At 70.9% G+C, this 20,542-nt stretch carries 20 protein-coding genes; 13 read left to right on the top strand and 7 right to left on the bottom strand.

The window, feature by feature from the left end:
* The first annotated feature begins 178 nt into the window (after positions 1 to 178).
* The 3 genes from aceE (at position 179) to A6A29_RS30925 (ending at position 4,582) form a co-directional block, all read left to right on the top strand.
* Positions 179 to 2,848, top strand: coding sequence for a pyruvate dehydrogenase (acetyl-transferring), homodimeric type (aceE, locus tag A6A29_RS30935; protein WP_073725124.1), 2,670 nt, complete (start codon positions 179 to 181; stop codon positions 2,846 to 2,848).
* Positions 2,849 to 3,023: 175 nt separating this feature from the next.
* Entirely contained in the window at positions 3,024 to 3,998 is a 975-nt protein-coding gene (locus A6A29_RS30930) for a helix-turn-helix transcriptional regulator (protein ID WP_073725122.1), read from the top strand.
* A 62-nt stretch (positions 3,999 to 4,060) separates the two neighbouring features.
* Positions 4,061 to 4,582 carry a DUF4240 domain-containing protein gene (locus tag A6A29_RS30925; protein ID WP_073725120.1) on the top strand — a complete coding sequence of 174 codons (522 nt, stop codon included), beginning with the start codon at positions 4,061 to 4,063 and terminating at the stop codon, positions 4,580 to 4,582.
* Between the two features lie 93 nt (positions 4,583 to 4,675).
* Here the strand turns inward: A6A29_RS30925 and A6A29_RS30920 are convergent, their stop codons facing one another.
* Positions 4,676 to 5,446 (bottom strand): SDR family NAD(P)-dependent oxidoreductase, encoded by a 771-nt coding sequence (locus A6A29_RS30920; protein WP_073725118.1) that lies wholly within the window; start codon positions 5,444 to 5,446, stop codon positions 4,676 to 4,678.
* 192 nt (positions 5,447 to 5,638) lie between these two features.
* Between A6A29_RS30920 and A6A29_RS30915 the strand changes: the two genes are divergently transcribed.
* Positions 5,639 to 6,268 (top strand): TetR/AcrR family transcriptional regulator, encoded by a 630-nt coding sequence (locus tag A6A29_RS30915; RefSeq protein ID WP_073725116.1) that lies wholly within the window; start codon positions 5,639 to 5,641, stop codon positions 6,266 to 6,268.
* On the opposite strand, the gene A6A29_RS30910 is transcribed toward A6A29_RS30915, so the two are convergent.
* The gene (locus A6A29_RS30910) at positions 6,258 to 6,794 is read right to left on the bottom strand and encodes a GNAT family N-acetyltransferase (protein WP_073725114.1); all 537 of its coding nucleotides are present in this window, start codon (positions 6,792 to 6,794) and stop codon (positions 6,258 to 6,260) included. The genes A6A29_RS30915 and A6A29_RS30910 overlap by 11 nt on opposite strands.
* A gap of 54 nt (positions 6,795 to 6,848) precedes the next feature.
* Here A6A29_RS30910 and A6A29_RS30905 point away from each other — a divergent pair, with 54 nt between their 5' ends.
* A complete protein-coding gene (locus A6A29_RS30905) occupies positions 6,849 to 7,748 on the top strand; it encodes a TIGR01777 family oxidoreductase (RefSeq protein WP_073725112.1) in 900 nt (299 codons plus the stop codon).
* A 178-nt stretch (positions 7,749 to 7,926) separates the two neighbouring features.
* Entirely contained in the window at positions 7,927 to 9,282 is a 1,356-nt protein-coding gene (locus A6A29_RS30900; RefSeq protein WP_073725110.1) for an NAD(P)/FAD-dependent oxidoreductase, read from the top strand.
* Between the two features lie 138 nt (positions 9,283 to 9,420).
* Here A6A29_RS30900 and A6A29_RS30895 read toward each other — a convergent pair whose 3' ends face one another.
* Positions 9,421 to 11,091, bottom strand: coding sequence for a regulator (locus A6A29_RS30895; RefSeq protein WP_073725108.1), 1,671 nt, complete (start codon positions 11,089 to 11,091; stop codon positions 9,421 to 9,423).
* A 266-nt stretch (positions 11,092 to 11,357) separates the two neighbouring features.
* Here A6A29_RS30895 and lipB point away from each other — a divergent pair, with 266 nt between their 5' ends.
* From lipB to A6A29_RS30875, 4 genes are all read left to right on the top strand, one after another.
* Positions 11,358 to 12,167, top strand: a complete 810-nt coding sequence (gene lipB / locus A6A29_RS30890) for a lipoyl(octanoyl) transferase LipB (protein WP_073725106.1) — start codon at positions 11,358 to 11,360, stop codon at positions 12,165 to 12,167.
* Between the two features lie 123 nt (positions 12,168 to 12,290).
* On the top strand, positions 12,291 to 13,268 hold the full coding sequence (gene lipA / locus A6A29_RS30885; RefSeq protein WP_073725104.1) for a lipoyl synthase: 978 nt from the start codon (positions 12,291 to 12,293) through the stop codon (positions 13,266 to 13,268).
* A gap of 269 nt (positions 13,269 to 13,537) precedes the next feature.
* Positions 13,538 to 13,738 carry an SCO2195 family GlnR-regulated protein gene (locus tag A6A29_RS30880; RefSeq protein ID WP_073725102.1) on the top strand — a complete coding sequence of 67 codons (201 nt, stop codon included), beginning with the start codon at positions 13,538 to 13,540 and terminating at the stop codon, positions 13,736 to 13,738.
* Between the two features lie 19 nt (positions 13,739 to 13,757).
* Positions 13,758 to 14,465, top strand: a complete 708-nt coding sequence (locus tag A6A29_RS30875) for a DUF4191 domain-containing protein (RefSeq protein ID WP_073725100.1) — start codon at positions 13,758 to 13,760, stop codon at positions 14,463 to 14,465.
* Between the two features lie 161 nt (positions 14,466 to 14,626).
* Here the strand turns inward: A6A29_RS30875 and A6A29_RS30870 are convergent, their stop codons facing one another.
* Entirely contained in the window at positions 14,627 to 15,034 is a 408-nt protein-coding gene (locus A6A29_RS30870; protein WP_198953419.1) for an RDD family protein, read from the bottom strand.
* Between the two features lie 280 nt (positions 15,035 to 15,314).
* Here A6A29_RS30870 and glnA point away from each other — a divergent pair, with 280 nt between their 5' ends.
* Together glnA and A6A29_RS30860 are read left to right on the top strand one after the other, a co-directional pair.
* Positions 15,315 to 16,724: a type I glutamate--ammonia ligase gene (gene glnA, locus A6A29_RS30865; protein ID WP_073725096.1), complete on the top strand. Its 1,410-nt coding sequence runs from the start codon at positions 15,315 to 15,317 to the stop codon at positions 16,722 to 16,724.
* A 511-nt stretch (positions 16,725 to 17,235) separates the two neighbouring features.
* Complete coding sequence (locus A6A29_RS30860) at positions 17,236 to 18,135, top strand: hypothetical protein (protein ID WP_073725094.1); 900 nt, start codon at positions 17,236 to 17,238, stop codon at positions 18,133 to 18,135.
* Between the two features lie 333 nt (positions 18,136 to 18,468).
* Here the strand turns inward: A6A29_RS30860 and A6A29_RS30855 are convergent, their stop codons facing one another.
* The gene (locus tag A6A29_RS30855) at positions 18,469 to 18,954 is read right to left on the bottom strand and encodes a hypothetical protein (protein WP_073725092.1); all 486 of its coding nucleotides are present in this window, start codon (positions 18,952 to 18,954) and stop codon (positions 18,469 to 18,471) included.
* Between the two features lie 122 nt (positions 18,955 to 19,076).
* Complete coding sequence (locus A6A29_RS30850) at positions 19,077 to 19,382, bottom strand: hypothetical protein (RefSeq protein WP_073725090.1); 306 nt, start codon at positions 19,380 to 19,382, stop codon at positions 19,077 to 19,079.
* Positions 19,383 to 19,501: 119 nt separating this feature from the next.
* Here A6A29_RS30850 and A6A29_RS30845 point away from each other — a divergent pair, with 119 nt between their 5' ends.
* Complete coding sequence (locus tag A6A29_RS30845) at positions 19,502 to 19,861, top strand: arsenate reductase family protein (RefSeq protein ID WP_241838731.1); 360 nt, start codon at positions 19,502 to 19,504, stop codon at positions 19,859 to 19,861.
* A gap of 153 nt (positions 19,862 to 20,014) precedes the next feature.
* Here A6A29_RS30845 and A6A29_RS30840 read toward each other — a convergent pair whose 3' ends face one another.
* Positions 20,015 to 20,512, bottom strand: coding sequence for a carboxymuconolactone decarboxylase family protein (locus A6A29_RS30840; protein WP_073725086.1), 498 nt, complete (start codon positions 20,510 to 20,512; stop codon positions 20,015 to 20,017).
* Between the last annotated feature and the right edge of the window lie 30 nt (positions 20,513 to 20,542).

The raw sequence follows: 20,542 nt of genomic DNA, 5'->3' as shown, positions 1-20,542 counted from the left end.
TGCCCCGATTCGCGGCACCGCATGCCACTTTTCTTCAGATCGAGAAGTTTTGCCTTCAATCCTTTGATCGATCATCGATCAGCGACTTACAGTTCACTCCGCGGGCCCACCGGCCCCATCGCCCTGTCCTGCCAGCCAGGGCCTTCTCCACCCCCCTCCTCTCCGGAAGGCGGCGATCATGACCGACCCCGTAGGAAAGCTTCCGAGCGAGCTCGACCAGCTCCCGGACCGCGACCCCGAGGAGACCGCCGAATGGGCGGCCTCCCTGGACGCCGTCACCAAGGCCGCGGGCCCGCACCGCGCCGCGTACCTGATGCGGCGTTCGCTCCAGCATGCCGAGGGCGCCGGTCTCGCGCTGCCCAAGCTGCTGGAGACCGATTACGTCAACTCCATCCCGACCGCCGCCGAGCCCGCGTTCGACGGCGACCTGGAGCTGGAGTCCAGGATCACCGCCTGGAACCGCTGGAACGCCGCCGCGATGGTCACCCGTGGCTCGCGGCTCGGCGTCGGCGGCCACATCGCCACCTTCGCCTCGGCAGCCTGGCTGTACGAGACGGGCTTCAACCACTTCTTCCGCGGCAAGGAGGGGGACGGCTCCGGCGACCAGCTCTACATCCAGGGCCACGCCTCCCCCGGCATCTACGCCCGCGCCTTCCTCGACGGCCGGCTCAGCGAGCAGCAGCTGGACAACTTCCGCCAGGAGGCGGGCGGCGAGGGTCTGCCGTCCTACCCGCACCCGCGGCGGCTGCCCTGGCTGTGGGAGTTCCCCACCGTGTCGATGGGCCTCGGCCCGCTCTCGGCCATCTACCAGGCGCGCTTCAACCGCTATCTGGCCAACCGCAGCATCAAGGACACGTCGAACTCGCACGTCTGGGCCTTCCTCGGCGACGGTGAGATGGACGAGCCCGAGTCGACCGCCGCCCTCGCCCTCGCGGCCCGTGAGCAGCTCGACAACCTGACCTTCGTCATCAACTGCAACCTGCAGCGCCTCGACGGCCCGGTCCGCGCCAACTTCCGTGTGGTCCAGGAGCTGGAGGGCGCCTTCCGCGGGGCCGGCTGGAACGTCATCAAGACGCTCTGGGGCAGTGCCTGGGACGAGCTGTTCCAGCTCGACACCACCGGTGCGCTGGTCCGTCGGCTCCGGGCGGTCCCGGACGCGCAGTTCCAGACGTACGCCACCCGCGACATCGCGTACATCCGTGAGCACTTCTTCGGCGCCGAGCCCGCGCTCGTCGAGCTGGCGAAACTGCTCCCCGACGCGAAGATCGCCGAGTGTTTCTACACCTCCCGCGGTGGCCACGAGGCCCGCAAGGTGTACGCGGCGTACCGCGCGGCCGTCGCGCACAAGGGCGCGCCGACCGTGATCCTCGCCCAGACGGTGAAGGGCCACACGCTCGGCAAGGGCTTCGAGTCCAAGAACGCCAACCACCAGATGAAGAAGCTGTCGATCGACGAGTTCAAGAGCATGCGCGAGCTGCTCGGACTCCCGATCCCGGACAGCGCCTTCGACGACGGGCTGGTGCCGTACGGCCACCCGGGCGCCGACTCCCCCGAGGTGCGTTACCTCCAGGAGCGCCGTGCCGCCCTCGGTGGCCCCGCCCCGGCCCGCCGGGTGCACGCCGCGGCCCTGCCGCAGCCGGAGGAGCGCGCGTTCAAGGCGCTGTACAAGGGTTCCGGCAAGCAGGAGATGGCCACCACCATGGCGTTCGTGCGCCTGGTCAAGGACCTGATGCGGGACAAGGAGACCGGCAGGCGCTGGGTGCCGATCGTCCCGGACGAGGCCCGTACCTTCGGTATGGAGTCGCTGTTCCCGTCGGCCGGTATCTACTCCCCGCTGGGCCAGACGTACGACCCGGTCGACCGCGACCAGCTGATGTACTACAAGGAAGCCAAGGACGGCCAGATCCTCAACGAGGGGATCACCGAGGCCGGGGCCATGGCCGACTTCATCGCCGCCTCCACGTCGTACGCGACGCACGGCGAGACGATGATCCCCTTCTACATCTTCTACTCGATGTTCGGCTGGCAGCGGACCGGCGACCAGATGTGGCAGCTCGCCGACCAGCTCGGCAAGGGCTTCATCGTCGGCGCCACGGCGGGCCGTACCACGCTCACGGGCGAGGGTCTCCAGCACGCGGACGGCCACTCGCACCTGATCGCGGCCACGAACCCGGCCTCGCTCAACTACGACCCGGCGTTCGCGTACGAGATCGCGGTGATCGTCAAGGACGGTCTGCGCCGGATGTACGGCCCCGAGGCCGAGAACGTCTTCTACTACCTGACGGTCTACAACGAGCCGAAGCCCCAGCCCGCGATGCCGGAAGGCGTCGAGGAGGGCATCATCAAGGGCCTGTACCGCTTCAAGGAGGGCACGCCCGCGACGGCGGACGCGCCGCGCCTGCAGCTGCTGGCCTCCGGTACGGCGATCCACTGGGCCCTGCGGGCCCAGGAGCTGCTGGCCGCCGACTGGGGCGTCACGGCCGATGTCTGGTCCGCCACCTCGTGGGGCGAGCTGCGCCGCGAGGCGCTGGATGCCGACGAGGCGCTGCTCCGCGGCGAGCAGCGGGTGCCGTACGTGACCCAGGCGCTCTCCGGTGCGCCGGGCCCGGTGCTCGCGGTCAGCGACTGGATGCGTCAGGTCCCGGACCAGATCAGCCAGTGGGTGGATCAGGACTGGTCCTCGCTCGGCACGGACGGCTTCGGCCTCTCCGACACCCGTGACGCGGCCCGACGCCACTTCGGCGTCGACGCCGAGTCGATCACGGTCGCGGCCCTGGCCCAGCTGGCCCGGCGCGGCGAGGTCCCCGCGTCCGTGGTCAAGGAGGCCCGGGAGCGGTACGCGCTCTGATCCCCCGATGGCCCCCGGATCGCCGGGCGGGCGTGCTGGTCACGCCCGCCCGGCGATCCGGGGGCTTCGTCGTCCGCACCCGCGCCGGGGCCGGGGGCTTCGCGGTACGTGCCCGCGCCGTGGGCCGGGGCTTCGCCGTACGCCCGCGCCGGGGCCGTGCGGCGACAATGGGCCCATGCGTGCTGCCCGCCTGATCAGAATGGTGCTGCTCCTCCAGTCCCGTCCCACCATGACCGCCGCCGAACTGGCCAGGGAGCTGGAGGTCTCGGAGCGGACCGTCACCCGCGACGCCCAGGCGCTCTCCGAGGCGGGTGTCCCGGTGTACGCGGACCGGGGCCGGGCCGGCGGCTACCGGCTCATCGGCGGCTACCGCACCCGTCTCACCGGCCTCGCCCGTAACGAGGCCGAGGCCCTCTTCCTCTCCGGGCTCCCCTCCGCGCTGCGCGAGATGGGCCTGGACGACGCCGCGTCCGCCGCCCGGCTGAAGGTGTCGGCGGCCCTGCTGCCCTCGCTGCGGGACGCCTCCGACTCCGCCGCCCAGCGCTTCCATCTGGACGCCCCGCGCTGGTACCACGAGCCTGCCTCCCCCGAGCTGCTGCCCGCCGTGGCCGAGGCCGTCTGGGACGACCGCCTCGTCCGGGCCCGCTACCGCAGGGGCGGCCGGGACGGGACGGAGGTGGAGCGGGAACTGGCTCCGTACGGTCTCGTCCTCAAGGCCGGGGTCTGGTACCTGTGTGCCCAAACGGGGGACGACTTCCGGGTGTACCGGATCGACCGTTTCACCGGGGTGGACCTGGCGGACGGGCACTTCGAGCGGGACGAGGGGTTCGACCTCCCCGGCTTCTGGGACGAGCGGGCGGCCCAGTTCGCCCGGTCCCTGCTGCGTACCGAGGTGACCGTACGGGTGTCGCGGGCCGGTGCCGGGCAACTGGCGTACGCGGGCGACCGGGCCGCCGCCGAGGAGGCGCTGGCCGCCGCCGGGCCCCCTGACCCGGACGGGTGGCGCACGGTCACCCTGCCGGTCGAGTCGCTCGACGTGGCGTACGGCCAGTTGCTGGCGCTGGGACCCGAGTTGGAGGTCCTGGAGCCGCCCGGCCTGCGCGACCGCTTCGCGGAGGCCGCCGAACGCCTGCGCGACCTCTATCGCTGAAAGGCTGCATTTCGGTGTCTCCGCGTGCATCGCCCGCCGCCAAGCACGATGCTGGACCCGTGATGGACGAGACGGAATTCTGGGAGATCATCGACAACACCCGCGAGGCCGCCGAGGGCGACCCCGAGGACCACGCCGACCTGCTCGTCGAACGGCTGGTGCAGCTCGATCCCGATTCCGTGCTGGACTTCGCCAGGCACTTCGAGGCCCGCTACAACCGCGCGTACCGCTGGGATCTGTGGGGCGCCGCCTCGGTGCTCCTCGGCGGGGCGAGCGACGACGCGTTCGACTACTTCCGGTGCTGGCTGATCGGCCAGGGCCGGGAGGTCTTCGAGGGAGCCGTACACGATCCGGACAGCCTCGCCGAACTCCTCGACGACTTCGACGAGGATCTCGACGGGGACGCCGAGGACCTGGGCTACGCCGCGGACGAGGCGTACGAACAGCTCACCGGAGTGGTCGCCCCGGACCTGGGACTTCCACCCCAGGCCACGGATCCCGAGGGCACCCCGGTGGACTTCGAGGACGACGCGGCCCTGGCGGCACGTTTCCCGATGCTGTGGGACCGCTTCGGCGCCGCCTGAGCCGCCGGCCACGCCCGGCCCGGGTCTCTGGCCTCTGGCCTCTGGCCTCTGGCCTCTGGCCTCTGGCCTCTGGCCTCTGAAGAGAGTTCCTTCTCAGAAGTGGGTTCCGCCGTCGATACGGATCTCCGTACCGGTGATGAACGCCCCGTCCTCGGAACCGAGCATCGCGACGACGCCCGCCACGGTGTCCGGGCTGGCGAATCCCTCCCCGAGGGCCGGGGAGAGCTTCATGAAGAGCGACATGTCGGCATCGGCGGGCAGCCCCGGGCCGTTGCCGCTCGTCATGTCGGAGGAGATCGAGCCCGGCGCGACGGCGACGAACCGCACGCCCTGCTTGCTGTACTCGCTCGCCAGGGCGTGGGTCATCGACTGGATGCCGCCCTTGCTCGCGGCGTAGGCCGCCATGTACGGGTGCGCGAAGCTCGCCGAGGTGGACGAGAAGTTCACGACGACCGGCCCGTCGCCCGCCAGCAGGGCCGGTATCGCCTCGCGGACCATCAGGAACGTGCCGGTGAGGTTGACCGCGATGATCTTGTTGAAGAACTCCAGCGTGGTCTTGTGCGTGTGCTCGGAGCGCAGGATCCCGGCCGCGTTCACCAGGACGTCGAGACCGCCGAGCGTGTCGACCGCCGAGGCGACACCGGCGCGTACCGCCGCCTCGTCGGAGATGTCCAGGGTCATGGTGGTGAGGCGGTCCGCGGTGCCGTTGGTCACGGCCGTGTCGTACGTGCCCTTGAGTCCCGCCTCGCTGACGTCGGCGGCGACGACGCGGCCGCCCTCGGCCAGGAGGCGGTGGACGGTGGCCCGGCCGATGCCCGAGCCGCCGCCGGTGATGAGGGCGCGACGGCCTTCGTAGCGGTTCATGTGATGTCTCCCGATTCCGGATCGATCCGTCGGTGGGTCCCCGCCGGATGCTCCGATGAACGTCCCGGTGGATATCCGGACGGATATCCCGATGCGTGTCCACCGTACGTCTAGGTGGCACGTTTTGCCACAACGGCACTTCGCGCATCACTATTCCGTCCGCACTGTTGCCGCCGGGGTAATCTGCTGGGAATGAGTCCTCAGCAGCCGTCCCTCACCGAACGCCGCAAGGCCGCGACCCAGCTGGACATCGCCCGGGCGGCCGCAGCGCTCTTCACCGAGCGCGGGCCCGACGGCACCACGGCCGAGGACATCGCCCACCGGGCGGGCGTGGCGCTGCGCACCTTCTACCGGTACTTCCGCTCCAAGCAGGACGCGGTGGGCCCGCTGCTGTCCGGCGGCGGCGAGCGCTGGCGGGCCCTGCTCGAAGCGGCGGAGCCGGGCTCCCCGTTCGCCGAGGTCCTGGAGCGTGCCGTCACCGACGCGCTGGCCGCACCGGACGCGTCGGCCGCCGAGCAGCTCACCTGGACGCGCGGCCTGCTCCGGGCGGCCGACGGCGATCCGGCGCTGCGCGCCGTCTGGTACCGGGTCAATCAGGATTCCGAGGAGCGGCTGCTTCCGGTGCTGGCCCGGCTGGCGGGCCGGGGCGCGGACCCGCTGGAGGTACGGCTCGCCGCCGCGGCCGCCACGGCCGCGGTACGGGTGGCGCTCGAAGCGTGGGCCCGGACCGACGCACCGGCGACCGGCCCCGGCTCGCCCGCCGCGCTCGCGGTGCGCTGCCTGCATGAACTCATGGGCGGAACACGGCTGTTCAAGGGGTGAGCGAGCGCCCCATCAGGACATCGTCGACGTAGCGCCCGTTCAGGAAGAACTCCCCGCTCAGCACGCCCTCCACGACGAAGCCCTCCGACACGTACAGGGCGCGGGCGGGGGCGTTGTGCCCGAGCACGCGCAGCGTGATCCGGTGGGCACCCTGGCGCCGCGCCTCGGTGAACGCGGCCCGCAGCAGGGCGCGTGCGACGCCGTTGCCGCGCGCCCAGTCGGCGACGGCGAGGCCCTGTATCTGCCGTACGTGCGCGTTGCAGACCAGCGGGGTCGGCGGAACGAGCCGGATGTACCCGGCGATGCGAAGCCCCTCGGAATCGTCCGCCGCCCCTGACTCCGCCTTCGCCTCCGCCACGAGGAAGTCCTCGGGCCGGTGCCGCTCGTCGTAGAAGGAGTCGTACGGCGGCTGCGCCCGCGGCTGCACGGCGTGCAGCGTCGACCAGGTGGCCCGGTCGAGCTCCCCCAGCTCATCCTCGTCGGCGAGCAGGGCGTGACGGACGGGGAGAAGGGAGAGCGAGGCCATGCCCTCACTGTGCCACGCAGCAATTTCGTGGGACCCATGGGGCAGGATGGGGCCATGCCGCACTCCCGTATCGCCGTCAGCGGATCGACCGGACTCATCGGAGCGGCGCTGGTGCGCTCGCTGCGGGCCGACGGGCACGAGGTCGCCCGCCTGGTGCGGCGGCAGGCCGCCGCCGGCGACGAGGTGGAGTGGGATCCCCACCGGGGCTACGTCGATGTGGCGGGCCTGGTCGGCTGCGACGCCGTGGTCCACCTCGCCGGTGCCGGGGTCGGCGACCACCGCTGGACCGAGGCGTACAAGCGCGAGATCCGCGACAGCCGGGTGCTGGGAACGGCCGCGATCGCCGAGGCCGTGGCCTCGCTCGACACTCCGCCCGAGATCCTGCTGTCCGGGTCCGCCATCGGCTTCTACGGCGACACCGGGGACCGCGCGGTGGACGAGAGCGCGCCGCCCGGCAACGGTTTCCTGCCGTCCGTGTGCGAGGAGTGGGAGGCGGCCACCGCCGCCGCCGAGGAGGCGGGCGTACGGACGGTGCACGCGCGCACCGGACTGGTGGTCGCCCGTCAGGGCGGGGCCTGGGGCAGGCTCTTCCCGCTGTTCAAGGCCGGGCTGGGCGGGCGGATGGGCAACGGCCGCCAGTACTGGAGCTTCATCGCGCTGCACGACCATGTAGCGGCCCTGCGTCACATCCTCGATACCCGCACACTGTCCGGACCGCTGAACCTGACCGGGCCCGACCCCGTCACCAACGCCGAGGTGACCGCCGCGATGGGCCGGGTACTGCGCCGCCCGACCCTCTTCACCGCCCCCGCGCCCGCGCTGCGCCTCGCGCTGGGGGACTTCGCGGAGGACGTGCTGGGCAGCCAGCGCGTCCTGCCGGGACGGCTCCTGGACTCGGGATTCACCTTCGCCTTCCCCGGAATCGACGCCGCCATCCGCGCGGCTCTGCGCTGACCGTCTCCCACCGGCGGGAAGGCCGCGCCGACGTGTGCGACCCCGTGCACCCGTCGCCGGCCGCGCGCGACTGTACCTGTATCGGCCATCCTCCTACCCTCGACCCGAACTCCGGCATTCCGGGGGCCTGTTGGGGGCAAGAGCCCCCCACCAGTCGCGCCGACTCGGGGAGGGTCCTGTGCTCAGCACGGCACATCACGCGGACGTGGTCATCATCGGGGCCGGGATAGCCGGCCTGTCAGCTGCTCATCAACTGACCAGCGCGGGGGTCAGCGTCACCGTCCTGGAGGCCGCCCCTCATGTCGGCGGCCGGATGGTCACCCACGAAGTGGACGGGTTCCGGCTCGACCACATCGGTCCCCTGCTCAGCACCGCACATCCGGAGTTGCGTCTCACCCCCGGACTCGACGCACTGGTGCTGCGGGAGTTCTCGCCCGGAGTGCTCGTCCACAGCGAGGGCCGCCGCTACCGCACCGGCGACGTCAGGAGCACGAGGGGCGCACTCCGGGCTGTACGCATCCGATCGAGCGCCTCCCGTGCACCGCGGGGCGTGCACCGCGGTGACTCACGGGGCGGCCCACGGGGCGGTGCGATGGCGGGGGCGATCGACCGGGCCAGGCTCGGCGGAGCGCTGTCCCGGCTCGCCACCGTCCCGGCCGGCCGGCTCCTGACCCGGCCGGAACGGACCGCGCTGGCCGCCCTGCCGGCGTACGGCCTCCCCGCCCGTACGGTCGACGGGTTTCTGCGCCCCCTGCTCTCGGCACTGCTCAGCGATCCGGCGCTCACCACGTCGAGCCGGTGCGCCGACCTCGCCCTGCGCAGTTACGCGCAGGGCGGGCTCTGCGTACCCGAGGGCGGCTCGGCGGCGCTCCCGGAACTGCTGGCGGCCGCCCTGCCGCCGGGCACCGTACGGACGGGAGTCCATGTCACCGCCGCCGACATCACCTCGGTGCGCACCGAGGAACACGGTGAACTGGGCTGCCGCTCCCTGCTGCTGGCCACCGGGGCGGGTGCCGCCGTCGAGCTGCTGCCGGGGCTGCGGACGCCGTCCTTCCATCCGGTGACGGTCCTTCACCACACGGCGCCCGCTCCCCCGCCGACGGGCCGCTCGCTGCTGCTGGACGCCGATCGTTCGGGGCCGGTCGCGTACACCGCCGTGATGAGCGAGGTCGACCCCTCGCGCGCACCCCGGGGCCGGACGCTGATCAGCTCGACGGTGCTCGGCACCCCGCCGCCGGACCTCGACCGCTCGGTGCGGACCCATCTCGCGGCGCTGTACGGCACCCCGACGGACGACTGGGAGCTGCTGGCCGCCCATCACGACCCGGAGGCGGTCCCGGCGATGGCGCCCCCGCACGACATGCGCCGCCCGGTACGGCTGCTCGCCGGGCTGTATGTGTGCGGCGACCACCGCGACACCAGCACGGTCCAGGGCGCGCTGTACTCGGGGCGCCGCGCGGCTTCGGCGATCCTCGCCGACCTGGGCATACGGAGGGAGTACGGAGCCGGGGCCACGCTGCCCGAGGCGGCGTAGGCCCAGCCACGCGCACAGGGGCGGCGCAGGCCCTGGCACGCGCACAGGGGCGGCCGGGGTTCCGCTCACCGTGCCCGCCCCACCGGCTCCGGGCGTCCGCGACTGCCACCGCGTCCGCGCCCGCCGCTCCCGGCCGGGTCAGCCGAGGGTGGCGACCCGGTCGCGGTATCCCCGTACGGCGGCCGCGTCCCGGTACGGCTCCAGACGGCGCTCGAACTCCCGGACGTACTCCGTCGCGCGGGCCGAGCGCATCTCGGACGCCTGCTGGGCCGCCTCGGCACCCAGCAGGCATGCCTGGTCCAGTTCGCCGAGCCCGAGGCGCGCGGTGGCGAGCACCACGCGGCAGAACAGTCTGCTGCGGGCGTACGCGGGGGCGCGCAGCTGGAGCGAGCGCTCCGCGTGCTGGGCTGCGGCCCGGTACTGCTGGAGATCCCGGTGGCAGTGCCCGAACTCGTCGGCGAGCTGGGCCTCGTCGAAGAACCGGGCCCAGTGCGGCAGCTCGTCACCGGGGCGCGAGGATTCCAGGGCGCGCTCGGCGCGGGCCAGCGCGGCGACGCACGCCCGCGCCTCACCGAGCACCCCGTGGCCGCGCGCCTCCACCGAGTGCAGCAGCGCCTGGGCGACGGGCGGGGCCGAGGAACCGATGCCCTGCTGGGCGACGCGCGCGAGCTGGACGGCTTCCCGCCCGTGCCCGAGGTAGACCGCCTGCCGGCTCATGGTGATCAGCACATAGGCGCCGTAGCCCCGGTCACCGGCGGCCTGCGCGAGCCGCAGGGCCTGGACGAAGTAGCGCTGGGCGAGGCCGTGCGCGGTGATGTCGTACGAGGTCCAGCCCGCCAGCCGGGTCAGGTCGGCGGCAGCCGAGAACAGCCTGCGGCCGGTGGTCTCGTCGTAGCTCCCCCGGAGCATCGGCTCGGCCTCGTGCTCCAGATACCGCACGAGTGCCTGCCGGGCATGACCGCCGCCGTAGGCGTTGTCGAGGGTGCGGAAGAGCTCACCGACCGAGCGGAGGGCGGCGACGTCCCCATTGCCGACCCGCTGTCCCGGTTCGCGGTCGGTGGAGCGCTGCCGGGGCACGACGGGCGGCATCGGAACGGGCGGCATCGGGGGTGCGGGAGGGCGCACGTATCCGGGCCCCGTCGTACCGCCGCCGCGGCTGCGCTGCCCGCCCACGACGGTGGAGCGGTGGAGCCCGGCGCCCGGCGCGGCCGCGCCCATCGGGCCGGAGGGTCCGCCGGCTCCCCCGGCCCCGGCCGTCCTGCGGGGTGCTCCCGGCGGCGCCGGGGCCGGTGCCGGGGCCGGTGGCGCCGGGAGTACCCCACCGGGCACGGGCGCGCCCTGATCCGGCGCTTCGTCGTTCCCCACCCACTCGTCGGCCCGCCCGATCAGCCAGTCCCGGCTGGGCACGACCAGGCCGGCCGGGGTGAAGGCGATCTTGCGCAGCTCCGCGTGGCTGCCCGAGTCCTTGCGCCAGAGACCGCTGACGATGTCGACCGCCTCGGCCGGGGTGGCCGCGAACTCCAGTCCGGCGTAGACGGGCGCACACGCGTCGAGTCCCAGATCCTGCGCGGAGAGCCGGCGCCCCAGCCGCCGGGTGAAGACCTCGGCGATCAGCGCGGGCGTGGTTCCCCTCGGCTGCTGGCCCCGCAGCCAACGGGTCACCGATGTCTTGTCGTACCGCAGGTCGAGGCCGTGTTCGAGGCCGAGTTGATCGACCCGGCGGGCCAGGCCGGCGTGGGAGAAACCGGCTTCCGCGATGAGTGAGGCGAGTCGTCGGTTGGGGGTGCGCTGCGGGGGTCGTTCCGACATCAGCTGTACGGTCTCCTGCCTTCGGGGCCCGGCGGGCGGCCCTTATGGAACGGCGCGAATTTAGCGGCCTCCTGGGCAATGACAGCCGCATTTGCTCCACATTCATCCGATCGTGTGAGGATTGCGGGCAGAGCTGACGGGAACAACCTGCCGGATCGCCTGTTCCGGAGCGGCCGTACAGTGGCTCGGGGCGCGATCAGTGCAGGGTGAACGTGACTCCGGGGACACCCCCCGGCTCCCGGCACCACGACTAGGAAGGCATCCCCGTGAGTGAGCTGCGGTTCGTCCGTCTGGGGTTCGGCGAGGAAGCGGTCGAGTACCAGGCGGCCTGGCAGAAGCAGCGCGAGGTGCACGCGGCCCGGTTCGAGGACACGGTCCCCGACACCTGCCTGCTCCTTGAGCACCCGGCCGTCTACACGGCGGGGCGGCGCACCGCCGACAGCGAGCGCCCGCTGGACGGCACTCCGGTGATCGACGTGGACCGCGGCGGCAAGATCACCTGGCACGGCCCGGGGCAGCTCGTGGGCTACCCCATCCAGAAACTGCCGCGCCCGGTCGATGTCGTCGCGCATGTCCGCCGCCTGGAGGACGCGCTGATCCGCACGGCCGCCGACTTCGGCCTGGAGACCTCCCGGATCGAGGGCCGCAGCGGCGTCTGGGTGCTGGGCGACCCGGTCGAGGAGCGCCGGTCCGCCGGTGGGCTCTCGCTCGATTTCGACCCGAGGCTCCAGGACGAGGAGTTCGACCCCCGGCTGAACGGCCCCGAGTACGCCCCGTCCAACGCGGGCCAGCGCCGCGAGGACCGCAAGCTCGCCGCGATCGGGATCCGGGTCGCCAAGGGCGTGACCATGCACGGTTTCGCCCTCAACGTGAACCCGGACAACACCTGGTTCGACCGGATCGTGCCCTGCGGCATCCGGGACGCGGGCGTCACCTCGCTCAGTGACGAGCTGGGCCGCGAGATCACCGTCGCGCAGGTGCTCCCGGTCGCCGAGAAGCACCTCAGGGACGTCCTGGAGAACGCGGACCTCGCCCCCCGGGTGATCGAGCCTCCGAGGGCCGCAGCCCGAGCGTAGGCCGTTCGGGGGAATAGGCCCCGCCGGCCACAGGTTGGCCAGGCGTAAGACCGTTTGAACTACGGGCGTACCCTGGTGTTCGCCGAAGAATCGAATGCAGCGAGAGCAAAGGGGAGTGCCGGAGTGTCCGCTGTCGCACCCGACGGGCGCAAGATGCTGCGCCTGGAGGTCCGGAACAGCCAGACCCCCATCGAGCGCAAGCCCGAGTGGATCAAAACCCGGGCGAAGATGGGCCCCGAGTACAACCAGTTGCAGAAGCTCGTGAAGAGCGAGGGGCTGCACACGGTCTGCCAGGAGGCGGGCTGTCCCAACATCTTCGAATGCTGGGAGGACCGCGAAGCCACCTTCCTCATCGGTGGCGACCAGTGCACCCGGCGCTGTGACTTCTGCCAGATCGACACGGGCAAGCCGCAGGCGCTGGACCGCGACGAGCCCCGCCGCGTCGGCGAGTCGGTCGTCACGATGGACCTGAACTACGCCACCATCACCGGCGTCGCCCGCGACGACCTGGAGGACGGCGGCGCCTGGCTGTACGCCGAGACCGTGCGCCAGATCCACGCGCTGACGGCGGAGCGGGAGGCGGGCGCGACCAAGGTCGAGCTGCTGATCCCCGACTTCAACGCGGAGCCCGAGCAGCTCGCCGAGGTCTTCTCCTCGCGCCCCGAGGTGCTCGCCCACAACGTGGAGACGGTGCCGCGGATCTTCAAGCGGATCCGCCCCGGTTTCCGTTACGAGCGTTCCCTGGAAGTCATCACGCGGGCCCGCGAGGCCGGTCTGGTGACCAAGTCCAACCTGATCCTCGGCATGGGCGAGACCCGTGAGGAAGTCAGCCAGGCGCTCCAGGACCTGTACGACGCGGGTTGCGAGCTCATCACGATCACGCAGTACCTGCGGCCGTCCGTACGGCACCACCCGGTCGAGCGCTGGGTGAAGCCGCACGAGTTCGTGGAGCTGAAGGACGAGGCCGACGCGATCGGCTACTCCGGGGTGATGTCGGGGCCGCTGGTGCGTTCCTCGTACCGCGCCGGGCGTCTTTTCCAGCAGGCGATGGAGGCGCGTGGCGCCGCCACCGAGGCCCCCGCGGCCGCACCCGCCGTGTGAATCCGCGCACAAGTCACTACTGAGCAGTAATAGCGCGCTCGGCGCGGTCCGTACGCTCCCCGCAGGTCGGGGACGCGTATGGGCCGCGCCGACGTGCGCGGCGCCGGAATCAAGGTTTCATTGGTGTTTGACCGACCGGTCACGCACTGGTAACACCGAGCAGTGACCCTAGGTAGAACCGGCCGCGGCTCCCGCGGCGGCCGCCGTCACTGTTCGCCGCACGTCGCTCCACCCCCATTCCGCGCATCCGCTCCGAGGGGAACACCACGATGCAGGCCGCGCCGGTCCGTGCCCACGCCATCCCGTCCGTCACCGATGCCCTTCGCGCCGTCGAGTCGCTGCTGCTGAGCAGCGGCCAGCGCACGGCCCGCCACAACGCCTGGACAGCGGTCCTGGAGGACCGCCGCCGGGCCAAGGACCGGGTCGAGGCCCTGCACGTACTGGAGGCCGTGGCCGACCAGCGTTCCTAGGCCACGTAAACTTCTGTGCATGGCGAGGAAGGCACACACTGAAGGCGCGGACAGCGCCGAGAACGCGGGGCGGCTCAAGCAGATCGCCCTGACCTACAAGATGACCAGGCGGACCGACTCCAAGATCGGTCTCGTCGTCGCTGGTGTGGGAATCGTCACCTTCGGTGTCCTCCTCGCCATCGGCTTCGTGGTCGGGCATCCGATCTATCTGGGCATCCTGGGCTTCGTACTGGCCCTCCTCGCCATGGCGATCGTCTTCGGGCGGCGTGCCGAGCGGGCGGCCTTCGGGCAGATGGAGGGGCAGCCCGGCGCGGCGGCGGCCGTACTGGACCGGGTGGGCCGTGGCTGGACCACGACGCCCGCGGTCGCGATGAACCGCAGCCAGGACGTGGTGCACCGCGCCGTCGGCAAGGCCGGCATCGTGCTGGTGGCCGAGGGCAACCCGAACCGGGTGAAGTCACTCCTGGCGGCCGAGAAGAAGAAGATGGCCCGCATCGTGATCGACGTACCGGTGCACGACATCATCGTCGGTGACGGCGAGGGCCAGGTGCCGCTGAAGAAGGTCCGCACCAAGATGCTGAAGCTGCCCCGAGTCCTGTCCGGCCCGCAGGTGACCGCGGCCAACGACCGGCTGCGGGCGATGGGCGACCTGATGAGCAACATGCCGCTGCCGAAGGGGCCGATGCCCAAGGGCATGCGGATGCCGCGCGGCGGAAAGATGCGCTGACCGCACCACACGCGAGAAGGCGGCCCCGGAATCCGATCGGCTCGATCGGATTCCGGGGCCGCCTTCTCGTCTCCGTACCGCCGGCGTGCGCGTCGGCTCAGTTGCGAAACCGCCGGCGTGCGTGGTGGCTCAGCTGCGGAACCGCTGACGCGCGTGGTGGCTCAGCTGCGGACCTGAACGGCGCGGGCCAGCCGGTCGTGCAGTCCGCGCCCGTCGCGGTCCCAGACCAGGGCGGGGATCACCAGAAGGAGCAGGACGCTCCGCAGGATCACCCGCCCGGAGCCGAGCCGGCCACCGCCCTCGGCGACGACCCGCAGCCCGAGGATGCGCTTACCGGGTGTGGAACCGATGGTTCCGACGGTCAGCACGCTCAGCACGAGGAAGACGCCGAGCGCCCAGTTGCCCGCCGCCTGCTGGTCACCGCGAGCGAGCAGCCCGTATGCGATCAGCATGCAGAGCGACCAGTCGATGAAGAGGGCGCCGAAGCGGCGGCCGAGCGGGGCCACGGCCCCCGGTCCCTCCTCGGGCAGACCGAGCCTCTTGCCCCGGTAGCCGAAGTCGGCACCCATCTCCTCGGAGGCCGCACGCGGCCCGGAGAGCCACGATCCGATTGCTTGCCTGTTGTCCACCCGACCACGGTACTGCGCCCCCTCCCGCCCCCGGCCGGGCGGGGCACCGATACACGGCGCCGAGGTGCTGCCCACACCCGCCCCGGTTAACTTGGGCGAAACAAATGGGTCATGCTTGAGAAATCCCGCCTGCCTATGGTCGGGTCCAGCGTGTGCCACCGCACTGGCGCACAAGAAGCTGCAACCCCGTCCCGCCCGGGCCGGGAGTAGGAGGAGTTGGATGTTCCAGAACGCCGACGAAGTGCAGAAGTACGTCGCGGACAACGACGTCAAGTTCATCGACGTCCGCTTCTGCGACCTGCCCGGGGTGATGCAGCACTTCACGATCCCGGCAGCGTCCTTCGACCCGGCCGAGGAACTCGCCTTCGACGGTTCGTCGATCCGCGGCTTCCAGGCCATCCACGAGTCCGACATGGCCCTCCGCGCGGACCTGTCGACGGCTCGGGTGGACCCGTTCCGCCGCGACAAGACGGTCAACATCAACTTCTTCATCCACGACCCGATCACCGGCGAGCAGTACAGCCGTGACCCGAGGAACGTGGCCAAGAAGGCCGAGGCGTACCTCTCCTCCACCGGCATCGCCGACACCGCGTACTTCGGCCCCGAGGCCGAGTTCTACGTCTTCGACAGCGTCCGCTTCCAGACGTCGGCGAACGAGAGCTTCTACCACATCGATTCCGAGGCAGGCGCCTGGAACACCGGTGCGACGGAGAACAACCGCGGTTACAAGGTCCGCTACAAGGGCGGCTACTTCCCGACCCCGCCGGTCGACCACTTCGCCGACCTGCGTGCCGAGATCTCCCTGGAGCTGGACAAGAACGGCCTCCAGGTCGAGCGTCAGCACCACGAGGTCGGCACCGCCGGCCAGGCCGAGATCAACTACAAGTTCAACACGCTGCTGGCCGCGGCCGACGACCTGATGCTCTTCAAGTACATCGTGAAGAACGTCGCCTGGCGCAACGGCAAGACCGCGACCTTCATGCCGAAGCCGATCTTCGGCGACAACGGCTCGGGCATGCACGTCCACCAGTCCCTGTGGGCCGGCGGCGACCCGCTGTTCTACGACGAGCAGGGTTACGCGGGCCTGTCGGACATGGCGCGCTACTACATCGGCGGCATCCTCAAGCACGCCCCGTCACTGCTGGCCTTCACCAACCCGACGGTGAACTCGTACCACCGCCTGGTCCCCGGCTTCGAGGCCCCGGTCAACATGGTCTACTCGCAGCGCAACCGCTCCGCCGCGATGCGCATCCCGATCACGGGCTCGAACCCGAAGGCCAAGCGCGTCGAGTTCCGCGCCCCGGACCCGTCCTCGAACCCGTACCTCGCCTTCTCGGCACTGCTGATGGCGGGCCTCGACGGCGTGAAGAACAAGATCGAGCCGGCCGAGCCGATCGACAAGGACCTCTACGAGCTGGCTCCCGAGGAGCACGCCAACGTCCAGCAGGTCCCGACCTCGCTCCCGGCCGTCCTCGAAGCGCTGGAGGCGGACAACGAGTACCTCCAGGCCGGCGGCGTGTTCACGCCCGACCTGATCGAGACGTGGATCGACTACAAGCGGACGCACGAGATCGCCCCGATCCAGCTGCGCCCGCACCCGCACGAGTTCGAGCTGTACTTCGACCTCTAAAGAGCGGGCCCGCGAGGGCACGGAGCGAGGGCCGTCACCCTGTCGGGGTGACGGCCCTCGCTGCTTTGTGTCCAGGCTCCGTATGCGGCGGCGGGCTTCTTGGTCTCCGAATAGCGCTCGCGATCAGTGACCTGCGGCGATTGCTGCTGCGGGGCGCTGATTTGGCCTTCCTTCGCTGGCTGGCGATGGGGCGCGCCGGTCTTGACCCGGCGTCGTGCGGACGGTGTGTGGATCTTGGCCACCCGGCCCCCAAAGCGTGCTCCCGCACATGCGGGAGCCGTTCTCCTCGGCTGTCGGCCGCACCTGCGGTTCGTCCACGAGACGGGAGCGCGAGATGTTGGGTTACCGTGTGTGCGGCGCTGCTGCGGCAGCGTGTCTCGCCACATCCGGTCCCGGCGCCGGAGCGAGCAGTGGGCTCTTGAGAGTCATCCGCAGCTGGCAGTCAGCACGCATCCGGACATCCGATCCGTCTCTCCTGTCGTCGCCGGGCGGCACATGGAAGGGGCTACGTATGTCCAGGTCACGCAACACCAACCGGCTGGCCAAGAAGATCCGTGATCAGACGTCGCTGACGCTCTCCACTGCTTCCAGGCTGGCACAGCAGGCCAATGTCTACTGCGGGTCCTCGGTCGCGGATGCCCCTGCCCCGTATCAGCGCCGCCTGGAAGCACATGTTGCGCATGTGCTGGCAAGCCGCTTCCAGGACCGTCAGCTCAACGCCGCCCTTCTCGGAGTTCGAGAGGCCCAGCCGGAAGACCAAGGTCTGAAGCTGACTCTTGACTCCGACATGGCCGACGATGTGCTGCGTGAGCTGCTCCCGCGGTTCGATCACTACTACGGAGGTATCCGCGGAATCCCTGGACTGCGTGTCCTTGGGAGCAGCAGGCAAGTGGTGCTCCACGACGCTCTCAGCTCCGCGCAGGTCACCCTGGTGCGACCCGATCACGGCCCCATGCGTCTGCCGTCCGCCCGTGATGGGGAGGTGCTTCTGTGGAGGCGAGTCCCCGATGACCTCTCTCACGGCGAAAGGCAGGAAGCTGAGGAATGGGTGGGCTCACGGGCGATTCGTGACCTACGGGTACGCGACGTGCTGTTGAGTCGAATTCTGCGCTTCGTCGGCGTGGTCAACAGGACGGCGGAGCCACATGGGTTCGCCAACTGCTACACGCATCACTCCGGCGATCTTGTGATCGAGTGGTGCTGCGGTGACACCGTGGAAACCCTCTGCGCAAACCTCCTGGCTCACGGCTTCGCTGACGGTTTGCCTCGGGAGAAGGCAATCAGGTTGCTCTCTCGCCACTCAGCTCATCTCGGCGAACGCACAGTGATCTTGAATCGCCACGGTTCATGCCTGTACGGCGACGAGGCGCCGGAGATCGCGGAGGACATCAGAAAGGGATACAGCTCATGACCCTGCCCGTAATGATGCTCGGAGTGTCGGCGTGCGCCGTCCTGGGTTTCATCGTGCGATGCGGGCGGGACGTGGCAGTATTGCGCCACTTGGAGCGCCTTCTTGATGGGTGCGACCAGGGCCAACGAGTCGCAGTCTGCCGGATCCTCGCCGCTTCGCTGCATAAGGTTGGGAGAGCGGAAGCTCGGGACGAGCAGCCGCCCGGTGAGCCGACGGCGCCGTGAGACTGCCAGCTGCCTGGGCGCGAAGGAATCCCACACCCGTAGAGCGAGGGCCGTCACCCCGTTTGTTCCGGGGTGGCGGCCCTCGGGCGTCGGTGGCCGGCCGGCGCGGTCAGTGGCGCAGGGCCGTGGCCACGTCTGCCGTGACGTCTCCGTCGAGCTTGCGGTTGCTGCGGGCCGTGGCGTCCTTGGGTGCGGCGGGCTGGGCGTCGTCGACCGTGACGACCGTGGTGTCGAGCAGGTTGCCGCCCTTGTCATGGAAGTTGATCTGCACGGCGTAGGACTTGGCCGAGTCGGTGCCGTTGGTCACGGTGAACTTCGCCGTGGAGCGGCCGTCGCCGTCCTTGCCCACCGTGCCGAGCTTGATGTCGCCCTTGGCGTTGACGCCGTCCTTGAATTCGTTCAGCTTGTCCTGGGCGGCGGCCGTGGCGGAGGCGACCACGTCGGAGCCCCTGGATGCCACCGAGGAGGCTGCCGACGCGGCCTTGGAGATCGCGCCGGAGGGGCTGTTCCCGTCGTCCGAACAGCCCGCTGCGGCCGATGCCACGGCCGCGGCCAGCAGCACGGCCCGTACGCCTCGTACGCCTCGCCCGGTCATATGTGCCTCCCAGCACTCGCGATGGTCCCAGTCAAGGCCGCCGGGGGCGGGGCCGCATGCCGGGTACGCCGACCGGGGCATGGCTGTGCCCCCGGTCTCCCGGGGGCACAGGTCCAGGTGGGTCAGCGGCCGTAGCGGATCAGGGTGCGGACCATGCGGCACGTGGTGTCGGACGGCGGGTGGATGCCGAGGTGTTCGGCGGTGGTACGTATCTTGTGGTTGCTGGCGCTCGCCGGCTGGTACACGCCCGAGTCGAGCAGGGCGATCGTCAGGCGCATCGCCTTGAGCCGGCGGTTGTGGGAGACGTACCACTCGCGGGGGCGGCCCGCGGGGAGCCTCTTCTTCTGCGGAGGCTTCGGCAGCGGCGGGTGGAAGGGCATGGCGAGCTGAGTGTCGAGCGGCTTGGTCGTGACTGCGGCAACGGCCATCGGCAACCTCCTGGCACGGTCGTGGATCCCTCACGAACTACCCCCATTTTACTGCCCCCCACTGACAATCGCCCCTGGCCAGAGGGTATTTCGGCAACCCCTCCCGTAACCTGGGCCCCATGGAGATCTGGATCAATCCCGCCTGTTCCAAGTGCCGCGGTGCGGTGGACCTGCTCGACGCGGAAGGGGCCGATTACACCGTCCGGCGCTACCTGGAGGACGTCCCCTCGCCCGAGGAGATCCGGGCCGTGCTGGACCGGCTGGGGCTGGAGCCCTGGGACATCACGCGCACCCAGGAGGCGGCTGCCAAGGAACTGGGGATCAAGGAGTGGCCGCGGGAGGACGGTTCGCGGGAGCGGTGGATCGCGGCGCTCGCCGGGCACCCGAAGCTGATCCAGCGGCCGATCATCACCGCGGACGACGGCAGCGCCGTCGTGGCGCGTACGGACGAAGCGGTCCGGGAAGCACTCGGGCGTTGAGATCCGGCCGGCCCGACGGTACGGAGAGGGCCCCCACGGGCACGCGCGCCCCCGTCAGCATCTGCCCGCGGTCCGGGACGCGGAGCCGCGGGCCGAGTGGGAGAGCCGGCCGGAGCTGCGGGCCCGGCTGAGGTGACCGGCGGCCGGAGCCACTCAGCGCTCGTCCGTGCCCGCGCGCTTGGCGGTGGCCAGGGCGATCCGGTTCCAGGTGTTGATGGTGAGGATCAGCGCGAGCAGCTGGGCCAGTTCCGGCTCGTCGAAGTGCGTCGCGGCCCGCTCGTACACCGCGTCGCTCACCCCGCCGTCCGCGACCCGGGTGACCGCGTCGGTGAGGGCGAGGGCCGCCTGCTCCTTCTGCGTGAAGAAGTGGGCCGCCTCCTGCCACACGGCGACCATGTGCAGCCGCTCCTCGCTCTCGCCCGCCTTACGGGCGTCGGTGGTGTGCATGTGGAGGCAGTACGCGCAGTGGTTGAGGTGCGAGGAACGGATCTGCACCAGCTCCACCAGGGCGGGGTCCAGCCCCTCGCGGGCCGCCGCGTCGAGGCCGATCACGGCCCGGAAGACCTTCGGGGCGGCCTTGGCGAAATTGAGCCGGACGGTGGTGGCGGCGGTGGCGGTGCGGTCGTTCGTCTTGATCTCTGTCGTCGTCATGGGTACGAATCTATGAGCACGGGCGACTGG

Source organism: Streptomyces sp. TSRI0281, assembly GCF_001905125.1.
Taxonomy (GTDB): domain Bacteria; phylum Actinomycetota; class Actinomycetes; order Streptomycetales; family Streptomycetaceae; genus Streptomyces.
The sequence above is the reverse complement of the archived record's forward strand: the minus strand, read 5'-3'. Positions and strand labels throughout refer to the sequence as shown.

Bases quoted from the DNA above. Each gene is read 5' to 3' on its own strand.
- A6A29_RS30860 (WP_073725094.1), top strand. From the start codon at position 17,236: ATGTCCAGGTCACGCAACACCAACCGGCTGGCCAAGAAGATCCGTGAT.
- A6A29_RS30895 (WP_073725108.1), bottom strand. From the start codon at position 11,091: ATGTCGGAACGACCCCCGCAGCGCACCCCCAACCGACGACTCGCCTCA.
- A6A29_RS30920 (WP_073725118.1), bottom strand. From the start codon at position 5,446: ATGAACCGCTACGAAGGCCGTCGCGCCCTCATCACCGGCGGCGGCTCG.
- A6A29_RS30840 (WP_073725086.1), bottom strand. From the start codon at position 20,512: ATGACGACGACAGAGATCAAGACGAACGACCGCACCGCCACCGCCGCC.
- A6A29_RS30915 (WP_073725116.1), top strand. From the start codon at position 5,639: ATGAGTCCTCAGCAGCCGTCCCTCACCGAACGCCGCAAGGCCGCGACC.
- A6A29_RS30910 (WP_073725114.1), bottom strand. From the start codon at position 6,794: ATGGCCTCGCTCTCCCTTCTCCCCGTCCGTCACGCCCTGCTCGCCGAC.
- A6A29_RS30855 (WP_073725092.1), bottom strand. From the start codon at position 18,954: ATGACCGGGCGAGGCGTACGAGGCGTACGGGCCGTGCTGCTGGCCGCG.
- A6A29_RS30845 (WP_241838731.1), top strand. From the start codon at position 19,502: ATGGAGATCTGGATCAATCCCGCCTGTTCCAAGTGCCGCGGTGCGGTG.
- A6A29_RS30875 (WP_073725100.1), top strand. From the start codon at position 13,758: ATGGCGAGGAAGGCACACACTGAAGGCGCGGACAGCGCCGAGAACGCG.
- A6A29_RS30850 (WP_073725090.1), bottom strand. From the start codon at position 19,382: ATGGCCGTTGCCGCAGTCACGACCAAGCCGCTCGACACTCAGCTCGCC.
- A6A29_RS30880 (WP_073725102.1), top strand. From the start codon at position 13,538: ATGCAGGCCGCGCCGGTCCGTGCCCACGCCATCCCGTCCGTCACCGAT.
- A6A29_RS30930 (WP_073725122.1), top strand. From the start codon at position 3,024: ATGCGTGCTGCCCGCCTGATCAGAATGGTGCTGCTCCTCCAGTCCCGT.
- glnA (WP_073725096.1), top strand. From the start codon at position 15,315: ATGTTCCAGAACGCCGACGAAGTGCAGAAGTACGTCGCGGACAACGAC.
- A6A29_RS30925 (WP_073725120.1), top strand. From the start codon at position 4,061: ATGGACGAGACGGAATTCTGGGAGATCATCGACAACACCCGCGAGGCC.
- A6A29_RS30870 (WP_198953419.1), bottom strand. From the start codon at position 15,034: ATGGGTGCCGACTTCGGCTACCGGGGCAAGAGGCTCGGTCTGCCCGAG.
- aceE (WP_073725124.1), top strand. From the start codon at position 179: ATGACCGACCCCGTAGGAAAGCTTCCGAGCGAGCTCGACCAGCTCCCG.
- A6A29_RS30905 (WP_073725112.1), top strand. From the start codon at position 6,849: ATGCCGCACTCCCGTATCGCCGTCAGCGGATCGACCGGACTCATCGGA.